At 71.9% G+C, this 16,206-nt stretch carries 18 protein-coding genes and 1 tRNA gene; 12 read left to right on the forward strand and 7 right to left on the reverse strand.

What is annotated here, in order from left to right:
- The first annotated feature begins 87 nt into the window (after positions 1–87).
- Both TR49_RS08540 and TR49_RS08545 read left to right on the forward strand, forming a co-directional pair.
- Positions 88–2,220 (forward strand): DEAD/DEAH box helicase, encoded by a 2,133-nt coding sequence (locus TR49_RS08540; protein ID WP_042378953.1) that lies wholly within the window; start codon positions 88–90, stop codon positions 2,218–2,220.
- A gap of 474 nt (positions 2,221–2,694) precedes the next feature.
- Entirely contained in the window at positions 2,695–3,372 is a 678-nt protein-coding gene (locus TR49_RS08545; RefSeq protein ID WP_042378956.1) for a nucleotidyltransferase domain-containing protein, read from the forward strand.
- A gap of 80 nt (positions 3,373–3,452) precedes the next feature.
- Here TR49_RS08545 and TR49_RS08550 read toward each other — a convergent pair whose 3' ends face one another.
- Positions 3,453–4,445: an SPFH domain-containing protein gene (locus TR49_RS08550; RefSeq protein WP_042378957.1), complete on the reverse strand. Its 993-nt coding sequence runs from the start codon at positions 4,443–4,445 to the stop codon at positions 3,453–3,455.
- A gap of 107 nt (positions 4,446–4,552) precedes the next feature.
- On the opposite strand from TR49_RS08550, the gene TR49_RS08555 reads away from it, so the two are divergent.
- Positions 4,553–4,625 (forward strand) — tRNA-Lys (locus TR49_RS08555).
- 401 nt (positions 4,626–5,026) lie between these two features.
- Here TR49_RS08555 and TR49_RS08560 read toward each other — a convergent pair.
- The 4 genes from TR49_RS08560 to TR49_RS08570 form a co-directional block, all read right to left on the reverse strand.
- Positions 5,027–5,353, reverse strand: coding sequence for a hypothetical protein (locus TR49_RS08560; RefSeq protein ID WP_042378959.1), 327 nt, complete (start codon positions 5,351–5,353; stop codon positions 5,027–5,029).
- Between the two features lie 563 nt (positions 5,354–5,916).
- Entirely contained in the window at positions 5,917–6,087 is a 171-nt protein-coding gene (locus TR49_RS43640; protein ID WP_160311556.1) for a hypothetical protein, read from the reverse strand.
- 26 nt (positions 6,088–6,113) lie between these two features.
- Positions 6,114–6,455, reverse strand: a complete 342-nt coding sequence (locus TR49_RS08565) for a hypothetical protein (RefSeq protein ID WP_042378961.1) — start codon at positions 6,453–6,455, stop codon at positions 6,114–6,116.
- Positions 6,456–6,923: 468 nt separating this feature from the next.
- The gene (locus TR49_RS08570; protein WP_042378964.1) at positions 6,924–7,127 is read right to left on the reverse strand and encodes a cold-shock protein; all 204 of its coding nucleotides are present in this window, start codon (positions 7,125–7,127) and stop codon (positions 6,924–6,926) included.
- A 192-nt stretch (positions 7,128–7,319) separates the two neighbouring features.
- Between TR49_RS08570 and TR49_RS43645 the strand changes: the two genes are divergently transcribed.
- The 3 genes from TR49_RS43645 to TR49_RS46640 all read left to right on the forward strand — a co-directional run bounded on the left by TR49_RS43645 (position 7,320) and on the right by TR49_RS46640 (position 8,909).
- Positions 7,320–7,472 carry a hypothetical protein gene (locus TR49_RS43645; protein WP_160311557.1) on the forward strand — a complete coding sequence of 51 codons (153 nt, stop codon included), beginning with the start codon at positions 7,320–7,322 and terminating at the stop codon, positions 7,470–7,472.
- Between the two features lie 382 nt (positions 7,473–7,854).
- Positions 7,855–8,520 (forward strand): serine hydrolase domain-containing protein, encoded by a 666-nt coding sequence (locus TR49_RS46635; protein ID WP_052434115.1) that lies wholly within the window; start codon positions 7,855–7,857, stop codon positions 8,518–8,520.
- Positions 8,517–8,909 (forward strand): serine hydrolase, encoded by a 393-nt coding sequence (locus tag TR49_RS46640; RefSeq protein ID WP_052434116.1) that lies wholly within the window; start codon positions 8,517–8,519, stop codon positions 8,907–8,909. Before TR49_RS46635 ends, TR49_RS46640 begins: the two co-directional genes overlap by 4 nt.
- Before the next feature lie 83 nt (positions 8,910–8,992).
- On the opposite strand, the gene TR49_RS08580 is transcribed toward TR49_RS46640, so the two are convergent.
- Entirely contained in the window at positions 8,993–9,196 is a 204-nt protein-coding gene (locus tag TR49_RS08580) for a cold-shock protein (protein WP_042366921.1), read from the reverse strand.
- Between the two features lie 197 nt (positions 9,197–9,393).
- Between TR49_RS08580 and TR49_RS39770 the strand changes: the two genes are divergently transcribed.
- From TR49_RS39770 to TR49_RS08600, 4 genes are all read left to right on the forward strand, one after another.
- Positions 9,394–9,903 (forward strand): pyridoxamine 5'-phosphate oxidase family protein, encoded by a 510-nt coding sequence (locus tag TR49_RS39770; RefSeq protein WP_084724683.1) that lies wholly within the window; start codon positions 9,394–9,396, stop codon positions 9,901–9,903.
- Between the two features lie 176 nt (positions 9,904–10,079).
- The gene (locus tag TR49_RS08590) at positions 10,080–10,499 is read left to right on the forward strand and encodes a hypothetical protein (RefSeq protein ID WP_052434118.1); all 420 of its coding nucleotides are present in this window, start codon (positions 10,080–10,082) and stop codon (positions 10,497–10,499) included.
- Positions 10,496–10,762: a hypothetical protein gene (locus TR49_RS43650; protein WP_052434119.1), complete on the forward strand. Its 267-nt coding sequence runs from the start codon at positions 10,496–10,498 to the stop codon at positions 10,760–10,762. Before TR49_RS08590 ends, TR49_RS43650 begins: the two co-directional genes overlap by 4 nt.
- Positions 10,763–10,820: 58 nt before the next feature.
- A complete protein-coding gene (locus TR49_RS08600; RefSeq protein WP_042378967.1) occupies positions 10,821–12,914 on the forward strand; it encodes a prolyl oligopeptidase family serine peptidase in 2,094 nt (697 codons plus the stop codon).
- Positions 12,915–12,932: 18 nt separating this feature from the next.
- Here the strand turns inward: TR49_RS08600 and TR49_RS08605 are convergent, their stop codons facing one another.
- Positions 12,933–13,256, reverse strand: a complete 324-nt coding sequence (locus TR49_RS08605; RefSeq protein ID WP_042378969.1) for a cupin domain-containing protein — start codon at positions 13,254–13,256, stop codon at positions 12,933–12,935.
- A 123-nt stretch (positions 13,257–13,379) separates the two neighbouring features.
- Between TR49_RS08605 and argS the strand changes: the two genes are divergently transcribed.
- Together argS and TR49_RS08620 are read left to right on the forward strand one after the other, a co-directional pair.
- Positions 13,380–15,176 (forward strand): arginine--tRNA ligase, encoded by a 1,797-nt coding sequence (gene argS / locus TR49_RS08610; RefSeq protein ID WP_042378971.1) that lies wholly within the window; start codon positions 13,380–13,382, stop codon positions 15,174–15,176.
- Positions 15,177–15,587: 411 nt separating this feature from the next.
- On the forward strand, positions 15,588–16,187 hold the full coding sequence (locus TR49_RS08620) for a DedA family protein (RefSeq protein WP_042379149.1): 600 nt from the start codon (positions 15,588–15,590) through the stop codon (positions 16,185–16,187).
- Positions 16,188–16,206 lie beyond the last annotated feature (19 nt).

A 16,206-nucleotide genomic window follows, 5' to 3' on the forward strand; every position in this document is an offset into this window, starting at 1 on the left:
GCGTTCCGGTACTCCGTGGCTGACCGCATTGAGGCGGTCTGGGAAATCCGCGGGTGTGGGCGCGTGCCGACACCCGGAAGGTTTTTCATGTCCCTCGTTGACGACGCCCGCTTCGCCATGCCCGAAAACGACCAGGATGCCCTGGTTGAGATCGAGGCCGCCGAGGTCGAGGCCGACGCCGCCACCCCCGCCGCCGAGACCGAGAAGACGCTCACCTTCGGTGACCTCGGTCTGCCCGACGAGGTCGTCCGCGGCCTCGCCAAGCGCGGCGTGACCACCCCGTTCCCGATCCAGGCCGCCACCATCCCGGACGCGCTGGCCGGCAAGGACGTCCTCGGCCGCGGCCGCACCGGCTCCGGCAAGACCCTGAGCTTCGGCCTCCCGCTGCTGACCCGCCTGGAGCAGGGCCGCACCCGGCCCAAGCGCCCCCGCGGTCTGATCCTGGTCCCGACCCGCGAGCTGGCCATGCAGGTCTCCGACGCGCTCGAGCCGTACGGCACCGTGCTCGGCCTGAACCTCAAGGTCGTCTGCGGCGGTACCTCCATGCCGAAGCAGATCTGGGCGCTGGAGCGCGGCGTCGACGTCCTCGTCGCCACCCCCGGCCGCCTGCGCGACCTGATCGACCGCGGCGCCTGCACCCTCGACGAGGTCGAGATCGTCGTCCTCGACGAGGCCGACCAGATGGCCGACATGGGCTTCCTGCCCGAGGTCACCGAGATCCTCGACAAGGTCCCCTCCGGCGGCCAGCGGATGCTCTTCTCCGCCACCCTGGAGAACGAGATCGACACCCTGGTGAAGCGCTACCTGGTGGACCCGGTCACCCACGAGGTCGACCCCTCCGCCGGTGCGGTCACCACCATGACCCACCACGTCCTGGTCGTGAAGCCCAAGGACAAGGCCCCGGTCACCAACGCCATCTCCGCCCGCAAGGGCCGCACGATCGTCTTCGTCCGTACCCAGATGGGCGCCGACCGCGTCGCCGAGCAGCTGCGCGACTCCGGCGTGAAGGCGGACGCGCTGCACGGCGGCATGACCCAGGGCGCCCGCACCCGGACCCTGGGCGACTTCAAGGACGGCTACGTCAACGTCCTGGTCGCCACGGACGTCGCCGCCCGCGGCATCCACGTCGACGGCATCGACCTGGTGCTCAACGTGGACCCGGCCGGCGACCACAAGGACTACCTGCACCGCTCCGGCCGCACCGCCCGTGCCGGCCGCTCCGGCACGGTCGTCACGCTGATCCTGCCGCACCAGCGCCGTTCCACCTTCCGTCTGCTGGAGGACGCCGGCGTCGAGGCCACCCGCCACATCGTCGGCGGCTCCTTCGACGCGGACCTCGTCCGTATCACCGGTGCCCGCTCGCTGACGGAGGTTCAGGCCGAGTCCGCCGCGACCCAGGCCAAGCAGGCCGAGCGCGACGTCACCGCCCTGACCAAGGAGCTGGAGCGGGCCACCCGCCACGCCGCCAACCTCCGCGAGGAGGCCGACCGACTCGCGGCCCGCGCCGCGAACGAGCGGGCCGAGCTCGGCCTGGACGACGAGGAGGCCACCGAGGCCGAGGCCGTCGTCGCGGGCGAGACCGTCGAGGAGACCGCGGTGGCGGTCGAGGCCGGTGACGCTCCGGTCGTCGTCGAGGCCCGTGCCCCGCGCGCCGACCGCGGCTACTCCGCCCGCGAGGAGCGCTCCCGCGAGCCGCGCGGCGACTTCCGTCGCGACGACCGCCGCGACGACCGTGGTGGCTTCCAGCGTCGGGATGACCGTCGTGACGACCGTGGCGGTTTCCAGCGTCGGGATGACCGTCGCGATGACCGTGGTGGTTTCCAGCGTCGTGACGACCGCGAGGGCTTCCGTCGGGATGACCGTCGTGACGACCGCGGTGGTTTCCAGCGTCGGGATGACCGTCGCGATGACCGTGGTGGTTTCCAGCGTCGTGACGACCGCGAGGGCTTCCGCCGTGACGACCGTCGTGACGACCGCGGTGGTTTCCAGCGCCGCGACGACCGCCCGTCCTTCGGCGGCGGCCGCTCCTTCGGTGACCGTGACCGGGACCGTCGTCCGTCCTTCGGCGCGCGCCGCGACGACCACCGTCCGGCCTCCGGCAACTTCCGCCGCGACGACCGTCGTGACGACCGCGGGGGCTTCCAGCGCCGTGACGACCGCGGCCCCGCCGGCTACGGCCGCGCCGGCTCCGCCGAGCGCAAGCCGCGCTGGAAGAACTGAATCAACTGCTGACCGCTGAGCGGTCAGACCGGCTCAGCCGACAGGCCGCCCCCGACCCGGGGGCGGCCTGTCGCCGTTTCGGCCTGCCGCGCCTTCCGGACTGTTCCGGGCCTTCCGGCTGGAACGGCCCGGAAACGCAGAACGGCCCGCAGGCTGTTCCGCGGTCCCTGCGTCCAGGGGCCGGGGCATCGGGGACGATCCGATGAGCCTGCGGGCCGGGTGACTGCTCTGGATTGCGCTTGCGCGCCAGTGTTGGAGTGTCCGCTGCCGGGAGCTACCCGTCACGGACGGGGCAGCGCTAGCGCGCAGCCACCTCACGCGTCCTGGTAGTACTCAACTCAGGATCACCTCCTTTCAGTGTGCGAACACAGTAGGCAGACGCTCCCACCACCCGCAATGGCTTTTTTCGCGGCCCCGCGCAGGCCGCCGCAAATCCGGTGGCTGTGCGCGGGGCGAGCCCGGGAGACTCGAACGATGAACGCGGTTTCGAACACTGTCCTGCTCGAAGGGGTCGTCGGCTCGACGGCGTACGGCCTCGCCCACGCGGGTTCCGACGTGGACCGGCTGGGCCTGTTCGCCGTGCCGACGGAGCGGCTCTTCGGGCTGCACCGGCCCGGCGAGTCGGTGGTGAGCACCGCGCCCGACCGCACCCTGCACGAGGCGGCCAAGTGGTGCCGTCTCGCGCTGAGCGCCAACCCGACCGCCTCCGAGCTGGTGTGGCTGCCGGACGACTGCTACCTGGTGCGCACCCCGCTGGGCGAGGAGCTCATGGCCGTCCGGCGGTCGTTCCTGAGCGAGCGCGCCGTCCGGAACGCGTACCTCGGCTACGCCACGCAGCAGTTCCGCAAGCTGGTCGCCAAGGACGGCCGCGGCGAAACGCCGCCCGCGCGGTTGGCCAAGCACGCCCGCCACCTGCTGCGGCTGCTGGAGCAGGGCGTCCACCTGCACCGCAGCGGCGAGCTGCGGGTGCGGGTGGACGATCCTGAGCGGCTGCGCGCGGAGGGCGAGCACCTGGCCTCGCGTCCGGCCGAGGCCGAAGCGCGGCTGGCCGAGGCGGAGGCCGCCTTCGACCGCCCCGGTGCCCTCCCGGCGACGCCCGACGAGCGCCCCGTCGAGGCGTGGCTGGCGCGGGTCCGCCGGGCGCTGCTGTGAGCCGTGCCGACAGGGCCGCCGGGCGGCGGGTTCCCTCCTGGCGGCGGGTTCCCTTCCGGCGGCCCGTTCCCTCCCGGCGGTTACTTGCCGCCGGGCTGCGTGACCGCGAACCCGGAGCCGGGCGCGAAGGTGGTGACGTTCGGCGGGATGGCCTTCATCTCGTCGATCGTCGCGCAGGCCGGGCAGGCCGAGTAGCCCTGCTGCCGGATCTCGTTCGCCTGCGCGTTCGCCTTGGCCTGGGCCACCTGGGCCTGCGCCTCGGACACCGCAGCGAAGGCGGCCTGCGCCTTGTCGACGGCGGCCTGCACGTCGTCCGGCAGGGTCACCCGGACCAGGTCGAAGTGCAGGTTGATCAGGAACTTGTCGCCGAGTGTGCTCTGCAGGTCCTGGGTGAGGGAGGTGTTGATCGCGTTCTGGACCGCCGCGATGTTGGAGTTGTTCGTCGTGGCCGCGCTTCCCGTGGACGCGGTGGCGCTGCTGTTGTTCTGCACCAGCGCACAGGACGAGACCAGCTGTGCGCAGCGGAAGTTGCCGATCTGCTGCCGCAGGTCGTTGTCGATCACCGGCCGGACGATCTCGTCCAGGAAGGCGGACCAGCCGGCGTCGCCGTCGTAGGCGTGGTAGGCGTGGCCGTCGACGGAGTTGAAGGTCCGGGTGCCGAACTTGTCGTCGAAGTCGCGCAGGGTCTTGTCGTCCAGGTTGAGCGAGAAGTAGAGCGTGCCCTCGATGCCCATCTGCACGCCGTCGGCGGACGGCGTGGACACCACGTCCACGCCGGGCCGGTCGCCGCGCTTGGGGTCGGACGTGATCGTGTAGAACCGCTGCTGCGCAGGGTACTTGTGGCTCTCGGAGTACCAGCCGATCCAGGTCAGCCCGGAGGCCGGCTGGATCACCTGCCGAATGTTCCGGTCGTCGAACGGCCCGCCGTTGCGGACCACCGCGACCTCTCCGGCGTCCGTCCGGTCGAACGCGTCCGAGAACGACACCCCCACGTTGATCAGCACGATCGCGGCGACTGCCGCAGCAGCACCGAAGACGATCCGCTTGTGCTTGATCTGCCGTATCAGCCTCATGTCCCCCACCACACCGAACCACCCCCGGGCGGTTCCGTACGACGGACACGCTGCACCAGGTAGGCTACGCCTGGCCGGTCCTCACCGGCCGGGCCGCACGCGGTCCCGGGGCGCTAGCTCAATTGGCAGAGCTGCGGACTTTTAATCCGTAGGTTGTGGGTTCGAGCCCCACGCGCCCCACCGAACGATCACGCCCCAGCCAGGCAAGGTGCCGACGGCTGGGGCTTCTTTCTGTGTCTCTGGGGAACGGTCAAAACAGGAGCTGCTCGCTCGCTGCTCGCTCGAAGCGCAGGCGATCATGAATTCTGCGCGGCTGCTTGCTCCACCGCGTCGCGGCCGGCCGTCTCGCGAGCTGCGCCCCGAGGTGTACGGCGGCCGGAAGGCCGGGACCGTCACCGCCGCCCTGAGGCCGTTCGGGATCAACGTGATGGACGTGTGGTCCGCCCCGGACGGCGGCGGCAAGTCAACCACCTGACGGGGCATCGAGCGCCGCGAGAGTGGCCTGGGCGGTCTCATTCCGCTGCCCTGACCGCGAAGGAAGCCCCCGTGCACGGACCGGTGCACGGGGGCTCTGTCCTGGCTTAGGAGAAGATCACGGATCGGAGCTTCAGCCTGTCGCCGAGCTTCTTGCCCGGGTTCATCACGTAGTAGGTGTCACCCTCGCAGTCGGCGTCGAGGAAGACCGTGGCGGTTGCATCGGTGTAGTTCTCCGGTGCGAACCCCGGGGCATCCTCGGTGGCGAACGGCAGGTTGATGCACTTGCCGCTGTCGGGGTTGGCGATGCCGGTCGGCACCCCGGGTCCGACCTTGTAGAGGAAGTCGCCTGTCGCCGCGGATGCGGGGCTGGAGGCTGACAAAGTGAAGGCGAGCACGCCGACGGCAGTGACCGCGGCCTGGCGGAGACGCATGGGTAACCCTTCGGGGCAGGCACCGTACGGTGCCGTCTGATTGATGCGGGATCACCATAGATTTCGCAAAAATGCAGAAACGGTTCGTTTGGTACATGTCTTCGATCGTGTCGTCCCGACAGAACACCCCGTGCAAGGGCCCCCGACGCTTGAGTCCGAAGCGTCGGGGGCCTTCTGCTGTCCACCTCCTGCACAGCATGTGGACAGCAGTCCCGCCCGGAGCGGGCAGCGGCACGGAGAATCCCCGGGGCAGGCAGCTCTACTTCGTGCCGCGCCTCCGGTCGCGGCAGGGGCAGTCGCAGCCGTTCGGCCCGCTGCCGAGCGTGGTGACCACACCCACGGGGCAGGCGCCCCCGCTCGAACAGCTCGGTGCTCCGGTGCACGCGCCGAAGAACGACCGCTCCGGCGGCGTCCACGTCCGCTGTCCGGGCTCGGGCCTCAGGATCAGTAGCAGGGGCGGGGCGGCGACACGGCCGCAGCGGAGGATGCGGTGACTGCCATGCTTCGGAAGGTAGGAGCGGCCAGAACACGCCCTCAACGAACTTGCGGAGACTTGCGCAGCGTCACCCCAGCGCATGGATAGCCGCCCCGATCAACTTGCGGGCGTTCCCGCCGTAGACGGCCATCCTGGCCATGTCCGAGAACGTCGAGGTGTGCATCTCGACCTCGTGCGGCTGCGTGATCGTCAGGAACGCCGACACCAGCTCGACGTTCACCTGCTCCTGGTCGAACACCCAACGGCTGACCCCAACTCCCCCGGCTAGCAGGCCGGCCCGATCCTCACGACGGCGTCCCTCAGGTGCTTGGCCGGGGTCGCGTGCTCGTTGTAGCCGGGGTTGTCCCACGCCCACGCCGCCTCGGTGCAGTAGCCCGGGTCGGTGGGGGAGGTTTCCTGGATCATGTCGAAGGTGGCCGCGCAGTCCGGGTACTCGTCGCTGCCGAGGCGCTGGGCGGTGTCGGGCAGGGTGGGGACGCGATACCAGACAAGGACATCGAGACCGGGGTCGCACGCGTTGTCGCTCCGGGGGCTGGCTGTCGTCGCGCACCCGGCGAGGCCGAGGGTGAGGGCGGTGGCAAGGCCGAGGGCGACGAGGCGGTTCATGGCGCCAGCGTTCCGCACCTGTTGAGGCCTTGTGATGGGAGTTGCCGGGCTGTGACCCGCTCGTCCGCTTTGTCGTCCCAGCTGAGCTCTGCCGCCCGCTTCCGGGCCGCTGCGACCCACCGGCGCACTGTCGTGTCGGAGACGTCGATCTGAGGCTGGGACACGGTCCACTGGATTGGCGCCCGCGGCGACACCTCCTGAGCCTGCACCCGCAGGTCCCCGCCGAGTTCCACTTCACGAGCTCGCCCGACGTGTGGAACTCGAGCAGCGACCCCCACGAGCGACCGGGCGTACTACGCGAGCTTCCACCTGGACAACAACGGCAGCATCATCTGCCAAGGTGAGGCCGGCTGGGGACTTCTCCGGCCACCAGTTCCACCCGACCTTGGTCGGCTGCCAGAACCCGTGAACATGAATCGGCCCCGGCGCGCCCGTGGTGGGCGGCCGGGGCCGATTGCGTTGCTGAGGTCAGCCGCGGACGATGTTCGCGGCCTGCGGGCCCTTGGGGCCCTGCTCGACGTCGAAGCTGACGGTCTCGCCCTCGACGAGCTCGCGGTAGCCGTTGCCGGTGATCGCGCTGTAGTGGGCGAAGACGTCCGGGCCGCCGCCGGCCTGCTCGATGAAGCCGAAGCCCTTCTCGGAGTTGAACCACTTCACGGTGCCCTGAGCCATGCTGATCTCCCGTTCGGGACGGAGGGGCCAGCAGATGGTGCTGACCCCTTGGGTTGGTCGCGTCCTCGAACAGCGGGTGAAGCGGTACGGCGGACAGCGAATACGGGATCACGCTACGCCGGATGGACGCCGATCGCGATCAGTCGAGCGATACGACATGCGGGCGGACCCGATTCGGTGCCTGCTGGAGTCATGGAACACCCAATCGTCAGGTTCACGAACGAGCTGATGCGCCTCACCAACGACCTCGACCAGGCAACGGCCGCAGAGTTCGTCAGTCACGTCTACAAGGCCGGCTACGAAGAAGGACGCGCCTGGGAGCCGGCCAGCGACTTCGATGAATGACACGACCCCGGCGCCCGTAGCGGGCCCCGAGGCCTGCTGAACCCTGCAGGGACGTCATACCTGCCTCCACCGTGCTACCAGAAGGATCACCTGCCACGGGGGTGGTGCCTGCGCCACCCCGAGTCGGGTCCTGGCGTCAGAGACGGGCGCGGCGCGTTGGGGGAGGGTGGTCGGTGTCCGGAGCGGAGGCGTGCGGGCATCGGGAGGGGTTGTGTCGAGGTTCAGGGAAACGTCGCGGGTGGGTGGCCGGGCGGCAGCGGTCGTGGTTGCTGCGGTGGTGGCCGTGGCGGTCGCGGTGAGTCCGGCGGCGGCGACGGACCGAACCGGGGCTGGGTTCGGTGGCGGGTCCGGGGGCGGGTTCGGGCCGCCGAATGCTTCGGCGTTGCAGGCGTCGATCAGCGGTCTGCCGAACCCGGTCATCACCGGCTCGGTGGTCGACGTCGGTGGCACGGACGGAAGTTGGAGCGGTGTCTCCGGTCTCGGCGACGTGGCCAGGGGGACCGCGCCCACGCCGGACGCGCGGTTCAGGATCGGCAGTGTGACCAAGGTGTTCACCGCGGTCGTCACGCTGCAACTGGTCGCCGAGCACCGGATCTCGCTCGACCGGAGCATCCAGCACTACCTGCCGGGCGTCCTGCCGGCCGACTTCCCGCCGATCAGCGTCGCGCAGTTGCTCGACCACACCAGCGGGCTGCCGGGCGTGGACGTCGGCGACGACGAGAACGACCCGGCCGGGTTCGTCGCGCACCGGTTCGACCATCCGACGACCGCCCAGATCGAGGCGGCACTCGGCGGGCTGCGGATGAGCTTCGCGCCGGGCACCGCGCAGCAGTACAACGGCATCAACTACTTCCTGCTCGGCACGCTCATCGAGCAGGTCACGGGGCACAGCTACGCGGCCGAGGTCGACCGGCGGGTCATCCGCCCGTTGCGGCTGGGCGACACGGAGGCCCCGCCGCGACCGACTACGACATCCGCGGGCCGCGGCTGCACGGGTACCTGGCCGTCGACACGGACGGCACCGGGACCAAGGACCTCGTCGACGTGACGCGGCAGAGCCCCTACCCCTGGGCCGAGGGCGGCATGATCTCGTCGGCCCGCGATCTGGAGGCGCTGATGGAGGGACTGCTGGCCGGACGGCTGCTGCCGCGCGCCGAGCTGAACGACATGTTCACCGTCCCTGACGTCGCCTACCTGGGCACCAACCAGTGCCAACTGGGCAGCCCCGGCCGGGCCTGCTTCGGCATGGGCCTGATGAGCGCGACGATCGACGGCGTCACCGTCTGGGGCAAGACGGGCTCGCGACCGGGCTACACCGACGGCGTGTTCGCGACCAGGAACAGTGGACGGATCCTGGTGTACGCGTTCACACCCACCAGCGAGGCCGCCGACACGAACGCGTTCGTTCTCGGCATCGCCCGGGCCGCACTGAGCTGAGCGCGCGCAGGCCCCGTACCCCGGTCCCCCGGGGACGGGGCCTGCGCGTGATGCCTGGTGCTTGCCGTGCGTGGTGCGGAAGGTCAGCCGCGGGTGACGTTGGCGGCCTGGGGGCCCTTCGGGCCCTGCTCGACGTCGAAGCTGACCGGCTCGCCCTCTATGAGCTCGCGGTAGCCGTTGGAGTTGATGGCGCTGTAGTGGACGAACACGTCCGGGCCGCCGCCCTCCTGCGCGATGAAGCCGTAGCCCTTTTCGGAGTTGAACCACTTCACAGTGCCCGTTGCCATGCAGGTCTCCCGTTCGGAACGAAGGGCACGCGCGGTGCGTGCCCTTGCAGCGGTCGCGTCCTCGAACGGCTCGAACAGCAGGGTGCAGCGGCAGTACGGGGGACAGCGAACTACGGTGATCACGCTACCCGCCACGCCCCCTCCACGAACCGGTTCCCTTGCAGAACATTCGCCGGAAGCCCGGGGACACTAGGCCCATGAGTGAACGGATCGGGATCAGTTGGGCAGAGATGCGCGTCCGTCTGGCCGGCGCGCGGAGCTACTGGGTGTGCACGGCGTCCCCGGCCGGGGTGCCGCACGCCATGCCGGTGTGGGGCGTCTGGCTCGGCGAGCGGCTCTGGTTCAGCACCGGGAGCGGAACGGCCAAGGCCCGGAACCTGACCGCCAACCCGCGGGTGAGCGTGCATCTGGAGAGCGCGGCGGAGGTCGTCTCGGTCAGTGGCGTCGCGGCGGTCGTGCCCGAGGCCGCGCGGCCGCCGGAGGTGGACGCCGCGTACGCCGCCAAGTACGCGCTGCCGCGGACCGGTGAGCCCGCCACCATCGTGATCGGCGGCTCACCCGTCTTCGCGGTGACGCCGCGTCGCGCCCACGGGTGGTTCGAGGGCGCCTTCGCGGAGTCGATGACGCGCTGGCGGTTCCCGGAGACGGGAGGGGAGCCGGTCGCGGAGGCGATGACCTACCCCGCCGACGCGGTGGAGCCGTCGTAGCAGCCAAGCCGTCCTCACGCCGAGCCGCAGCCGCAGCCGCAGTCGCAACTGCCGGGCTGCCGAGCCGCCACAGAGAAACCACAAAGAGGCTTCCTACGCTCGCCGAGCCAGCGGGCGAAGCCCACCGCGCGTGCCGACGCGCACCCGCCCGCTGCGGAGCTCGGAAGGAGACGACCATGCCCCTCGTCATGCCCAAGCGCGCCCGTCTCGCGGTGGTCGGAATCGCCGTCGCCGGCACGCTGCTCGCCGGAGGCCCGGCGTTCGCCGCGTCCGGCGGCACGGCGAGCCCGGCCGCGCAGGCCCCGAAGGGCGACGGCGCGCACGCGCTGTGCCTGCGCGTGCCCAAGCTGCAGCGGCGCATCGAGCGCGACCTGACGCGACTGGCCGGCGGCCAGAACGTGCGCGGCTCGGTCGCCCGCCTGGAGGCGCGCGTCGCCAACGCGAAGAAGCTGGACCACACCGCGATCGCGACCTACCTGCAGGATCGCCTCAACACCCGTGAGGCGCTGGTCGGCACCCTGAAGCAGCGCCAGACGGACCTCCAGGGCGTCCAGGCCTGGTGCGGCGCGAACGACAACGGCAAGGGGGCCAAGTGAGCACGGGCGCACCCCGCCTTCGGGTCGGCCTCGCCGCGGCTGCGGTCGCGGCGGCTGCACTCCTCTCCCTGACCGCCTGCGGTGGGGGGAGCGGCAGTGCCGCCGCTCCTGCGGGGGCCGCGTCCAACCCCGCGGCGTCCGCCCCCGCCGCGGCGCCCTCCGGGGCGACCGGCACGCTGCAGCAGGAGCAGGCGAAGGTCGACGCCGCGCAGTCCGCGGCCGCGGCCGCCGACTCGGACGCGGCGACCGACCCGAACGAGTAGCCCCGAAGACCGGAAAAGGACGGGGCAGGCCAGGTGAGGCTGTGTCAGGCTGCGCCGCATGGCCTCCTCCGCACCGCTCCCGCCCGCACCCGGCCCCGATTCGCTGCCGCGTCAGCTCGCGCGGACGCGGCGTCTCACCCTCGGCGCGCCCACCCGCCTCACCGTGACCGCCGATGGCGGGACCGTGCTGTTCCTGCGCGGCCGGGACGGCGCGGACGCGCGCACCTGCCTGTGGGCGCGCGAGCTCGCCACGGGGGAGGAGCGCGTCGTCGCGGACGGCGCGGACGGAGCCGTCACCGCCTACGGGACCGACGCGACCGGTCGCCGCGCCGCCTTCGTGCGGGCCGGGCGGCTGTGGGTCGCCGACCTCGGGACCGGCCCGTCGGGTCCGGCCGCGGCGGACACGGTCCGACCCGTGGCCGGTCCGGTCCGCGTGCACGGCGTGCACGGCGGGGACGGCGGGGAAGCCCGGGACGGCGTGGCCGGACCGGTGTCCGATCCGCGGCCGGATCCGACGGGTCGGCGGATCGCCTACCTGAGCGGTCGTGCGCTGCGGGTCGTCGACGTGGACGGCGGCGGCGACCGCCCGATCGCCGCGCCGGGGCCAGGGGACGGAGCCGAGGTCTCCTACGGGGCGCCGGAGCACGTCGCCCGGGAGTCGATGCTCCGCCACCGTGGCTTCTGGTGGTCGCCCGACGGCGAGCGGCTCCTCGTCGCCCGGGTCGACGAGGAGCCCGTCGCCGTCCGGTACGTCGCCGACCCGGCGAACCCGGCCGTGCCGCCGCGCGCCGTCCGCTACCCGTCCGTCGGAACGGCCAACGCGGACGTGCGGCTCGGGATCGTCGACGCGGTTCGGGGAGGTTGGACCGAGGTGGCGTGGGACCGGGCCGCCTTCGAGTACCTGACGGGCGCCGGATGGGACGAGCACGGCCCGTTCGCGTCCGTGCAGAGCCGGGACCAGCGGACCGTGCGCGTCCTCGGCGTCGACGGGTCCAGCGGCGGGACCACGCTGCTGGCCGAACAGCGGGACGACGCGTGGGTGCAGCTCGTGTGGGGCCTGCCGGCGCGGACCGCCTCCGGTGCGCTGCTCACCCACCTGGACCTCGGTGACACCCGGCATCTCGCCGCCGACGGCGAGCCGCTGACCCCGCCCGGCCTCAACCTGCGCGAGGTGCTGTGCGTCGACGGCGACGAGGTCCTGTTCAGTGCCACGCCGGAGAGCGACCCGTTCTCGACCCACCTGTGGCGCTGCCGCGTCCCCGGCGGCACGTTGGAGCGGCTCAGCGAGGAGCCGGGCGTGCACGACGGCGTGCAGCGCGGCGGCACGCTGGTCCGACCGGGCGACGTGGACGACCTCTCCGAGACGCCGGTCGTGCCGCTGCGGCGGAGGCTGCACCGGGTCGGCGAGCGGCGGCTCTGCACGGCCGTGCACCTGCCGTCCTGGCACACGCCCGGCACCCGGCTGCCGGTGCTGCTCGACCCGTACGCAGGTCCGGCGATGCAGCGAGTCACCGCGGGTGGCGGCTGGGCGACGCATCTGTCCCAGTGGTTCGCCGAGCAGGGCTTCGTCGTGCTGGTCGTCGACGGTGTGGGCACACCGGGCCGCGGTCCGCGCTGGGAGCGCGAGGTCCACGGAGACGTCTTCGCGGGTCCGCTGCGGGACCAGATCGACGCGCTGCACGCGGTCGCCGAGACGTACCCCGAGTACGGGCTGGACCTGGAGCGGGTCGCCATCCGCGGCTGGTCCTACAGCGGCTCGCTCGCCGAGGTCGCGGTGCTGCGCCGGCCGGACGTGTTCCATGCGGCGGTCGCCGGCGCGGGCGTGACCGACCAGCTGCTCTACGACACGCACTGGCGCGAGCGGTTCCTCGGCCGGCCGGAAGGCTCACCCGAGGCCTACGCCGCCTGCGACATCCTCCGCGACGCGCCGAAGCTGCGCCGCCCGCTGCTGTTGATGCACGGCCTGGGCGACGACAACGTCTTCCCGGTCAGCACACTGCGGCTCTCCCAGGCCCTGCTGGCGGCGGGCCGCCCGCACGAGGTCCTGCCGCTGAGCGGCGCGGGACACCGGGTGACGCAGGAGGCCGCCGCCGAGAACCTGATCCTGCACCAGCTGGACTTCCTGCGGCGGGCGCTGCGGCTGAAGGACTGAGCCGGCCCGGAGGAGCGGTCAGACGCCGGTGACGGTGGTCAGCAGGACGACGGCGTCGCTCAGCGCCATCAGGTCGTGCCGCTCCTGCGGAACCTCGGCGAGCTCCCCCGCGCCGAGCGAGACCATCCCCCCGGACTCCGTGCTGATCTGCACGCTTCCGGCCAGCACCAGCACGCTGGCCGCGTGCGGGGCGTCGTGCTCACCCAAGACGGACCCCTGGGTCAGCGCGATGAGGGACTGGCGCAGCATGTTCAGATGCAGCAGCAGCCGCGCGGCGCGTCCGTTGGGCGACTGCCGCGCCTGCTCGAGCTGTCCGCGGGCGACGAGGGTGAGTTCGTCCATGGGATCAGTGTGGGGTCGACGCCTGCCCTTCGCACGGCGAGGTCCGACCGGACCGGCGTGCGACAGGGCCGGGGCGCCGCCTAAACCAGGTGCCGGTTGTCGCCTGCTCGGCGAGAATGCCGTATGACCACCACCGCAGCCGCGCCGGAGTGCGCGCACGCCGTCGCCCATACGCCCGTCGAGTCGCTCGCGGTCGTGGTGGAGCGCCGCGTCGCGGACGCGCTGGGTGGGGCGGAACCCCTGCTGCGGCGGAGCGAGCGGGCGGACTTCCAAGCCAACGGTGTGCTGCCGCTGGCCAAGGCGCGGGGGACGAATCCGGCCGCGCTGGCGGCGAACGTCGCCGCGCAGGTCGGGGCGCTGGACGTGGTGGCGCGGTGCGCCGTCTCGGGGCCGGGGTTCCTCAACATCGACATCGCGGACCGGGCGCTGCTGGAGAACCTGGCCGCGCGGGCGGCCGATCCGCGGCTCGGGGTGCCGCTGATCGCCGCGCCCGGCGTGACCGTCGTCGACTACAGCTCGCCCAACGTCGCCAAGGAGATGCACGTCGGCCACGTGCGGTCGACGGTGATCGGCGACGCGCTGGCCCGGGTGTTCGAGTTCACCGGGGAGACCGTGGTCCGGCGGAACCATGTCGGCGACTGGGGCACCTCCTTCGGCATGCTCATCGAGCAGCTCTTCGAGGAGGGGGAGACCCCGGCGGACATCCTCGCGCTCGGCGCGGCGTACCGGCGGGCGCGGGCGCGGTTCGACGCCGAGGCGGACTTCGCCGAGCGGGCGAGGCTGCGGGTCGTCGCACTGCAGGCGGGTGACGAGCGGACGCTGGTGGCCTGGCGGGAGCTGGTGGCGGTGTCCCAGCGGCACTTCCAGGAGACCTACGCCCAGCTGGGGGTGCTGCTCCAGGAGTCCGACGCGGTCGGCGAGAGCCACTACAACCCGAAGCTCCCACAGGTCTGCGCGGACCTGGAGGCGGCGGGCATCGCGGTCGCCTCGGAGGGCGCCCTCTGCGTCTTCCCCGAGAACGCGGGCGAGGGCGGGGGCGACGGGGGCGCGCCGCTGATCGTCCGGAAGGGCGACGGCGGCTACGGCTACGCGGTGACGGACCTCGCCGCGATCCGGGAGCGGGTCGGCGGGCTGGGCGCGCGGCGGCTGCTGTATCTGGTGGACGCGCGGCAGGCGCGGCACTTCGCACAGGTCTTCGCGACGGCGCGGCGGGCCGGCTGGCTGCCGGAGGGGGTGACCGCGCGGCACCTCCCCTTCGGCATGGTGCTCGGACCGGACGGGCGGCCGTTCCGGACCCGGTCGGGTGACACCGTCGCGCTGCAGGAGCTGCTCGATCAGGCGACGGCGAAGGCGGCGGAGATCGTCGCCGCCAAGAACCCGGGGCTGAGCACCGAGGAGCTGGCGGATCGGGCGCGGCAGGTCGGTATGGGCGCGCTCAAGTACGCGGACCTGTCCAACAACCGGATCAAGGACTACGTCTTCGACCCGGACCGGATGCTCTCGCTCACCGGCGACACCGCGACCTACCTCCAGTACGCGCATGCCCGGATGCGGTCGGTCCTGCGGAAGGCCGAGGCGGCCGATCCCGCAGGTGAGGCGGGTGACGCGGGTGAGACGGGTGAGCGGCTCGCCGCCGCGCCCGGTCTGCCGTTGCAGCCCGCCGAGCGGGCGCTCGGACTGCTGCTGGACGAGTTCGGCGCCGCGGTTGCGGCGGTGGCGGAGACGTGCGAGCCGCACCGGCTCTGCGCCTACCTGCACGCGCTGGCCACGGCTTTTTCTGCGTTCTGGGAGCGCTGCCCGGTACTGAAGGCCGAGGACGCCGCGGTGCGGCGGAACCGGCTGCTGCTGTGCGCGCTCAGCGCGCGGACGCTGGAGCTCGGCATGGGCCTGCTGGGGATCGAGGCCCCACCCCGGTTGTAGTGATCCCCAGGCGCCTGGGGATAACGCCATCCCTCTTGGCAGGAAAGGAGATTCGACGTGCAGGCCGAGCTCGAAGTGCTGCGCTCCATACTGCCAAGCAGATATGTCGATGCATCAGTTAGCTTGCTGACATGGCAAGTTGACCGACTCTGTGAGGAGCCTGTCAGTGCGCCGTGAGGACGGCGGGGCCCGCCGTGAGCCGGTCGGGCAGGTCGCCCGGCCGGAGAGTTATCCACAGAGCCGGGCGCTCCCACTCCGGTTTCTGTGGATAACGGCGGTCGCCTACTCCGTGAGGATGACTTTTCCCTCATCCGGGCCCAGGGCCGATCAGGACCAGGGGCTGATGAACCTCATACCTGGCCAGGCTACGGTGCAGTTGTGTTGACCCACCTGCTCGCAGCGGTGGACCCGATGAACGGGTCCTCCCTGCTGTCCGCGTTCGGCGCGCTCGCCGTGCTGGTCGTGACGTTCGCCGAATCGGGCTTGCTGATCGTCGGCTTCTTCCTGCCCGGGGACACGCTGCTCTTCCCGGCCGGCGTGCTGTGCGCGGCGCCGGCCGCGCACGGGGGCACGAACCTGGCGCTGTGGCAGGTGCTGGTCGGCGCGGCGGTGGGCACCTGCCTGGGCAGTCAGCTGGGCTTCCTCATCGGCCGCCGCGGCGGCGGGGCCATGCTCGCCCGCTCGCGCAGCGCGCGCCTGAAATCCACGGTGGCCCACGGCGAGGAACTGCTGGCCAGGTACGGGCAGCGCAAGGCGATCTTCATCGGGCGCTTCATCCCGCTGGTCCGCACCGTCCTCGGCCCGGTCGCCGGCGTCCTGCAGGTCCCGACGCGGACGTTCACCGTGTGGCAGGTCGCGGGCGGCATCGTCTGGTCGCAGTCGCTGGTCCTGCTCGGCTACTGGCTCGGCGCGGCGATCCCCGGCGTGGACAACTACCTGCTGCCGCTGGTTGCCGTCGTGGTGGTGCTGTCGTTCCTGCCGGTGCTGCTCGAGCGGCGGAGAAAGTCCTAGGGCCCAGCCCCCGGCCGGG

Origin of the sequence: Streptacidiphilus melanogenes (assembly GCF_000787835.1) — a bacterium.
Classification (GTDB): domain Bacteria; phylum Actinomycetota; class Actinomycetes; order Streptomycetales; family Streptomycetaceae; genus Streptacidiphilus; species Streptacidiphilus melanogenes.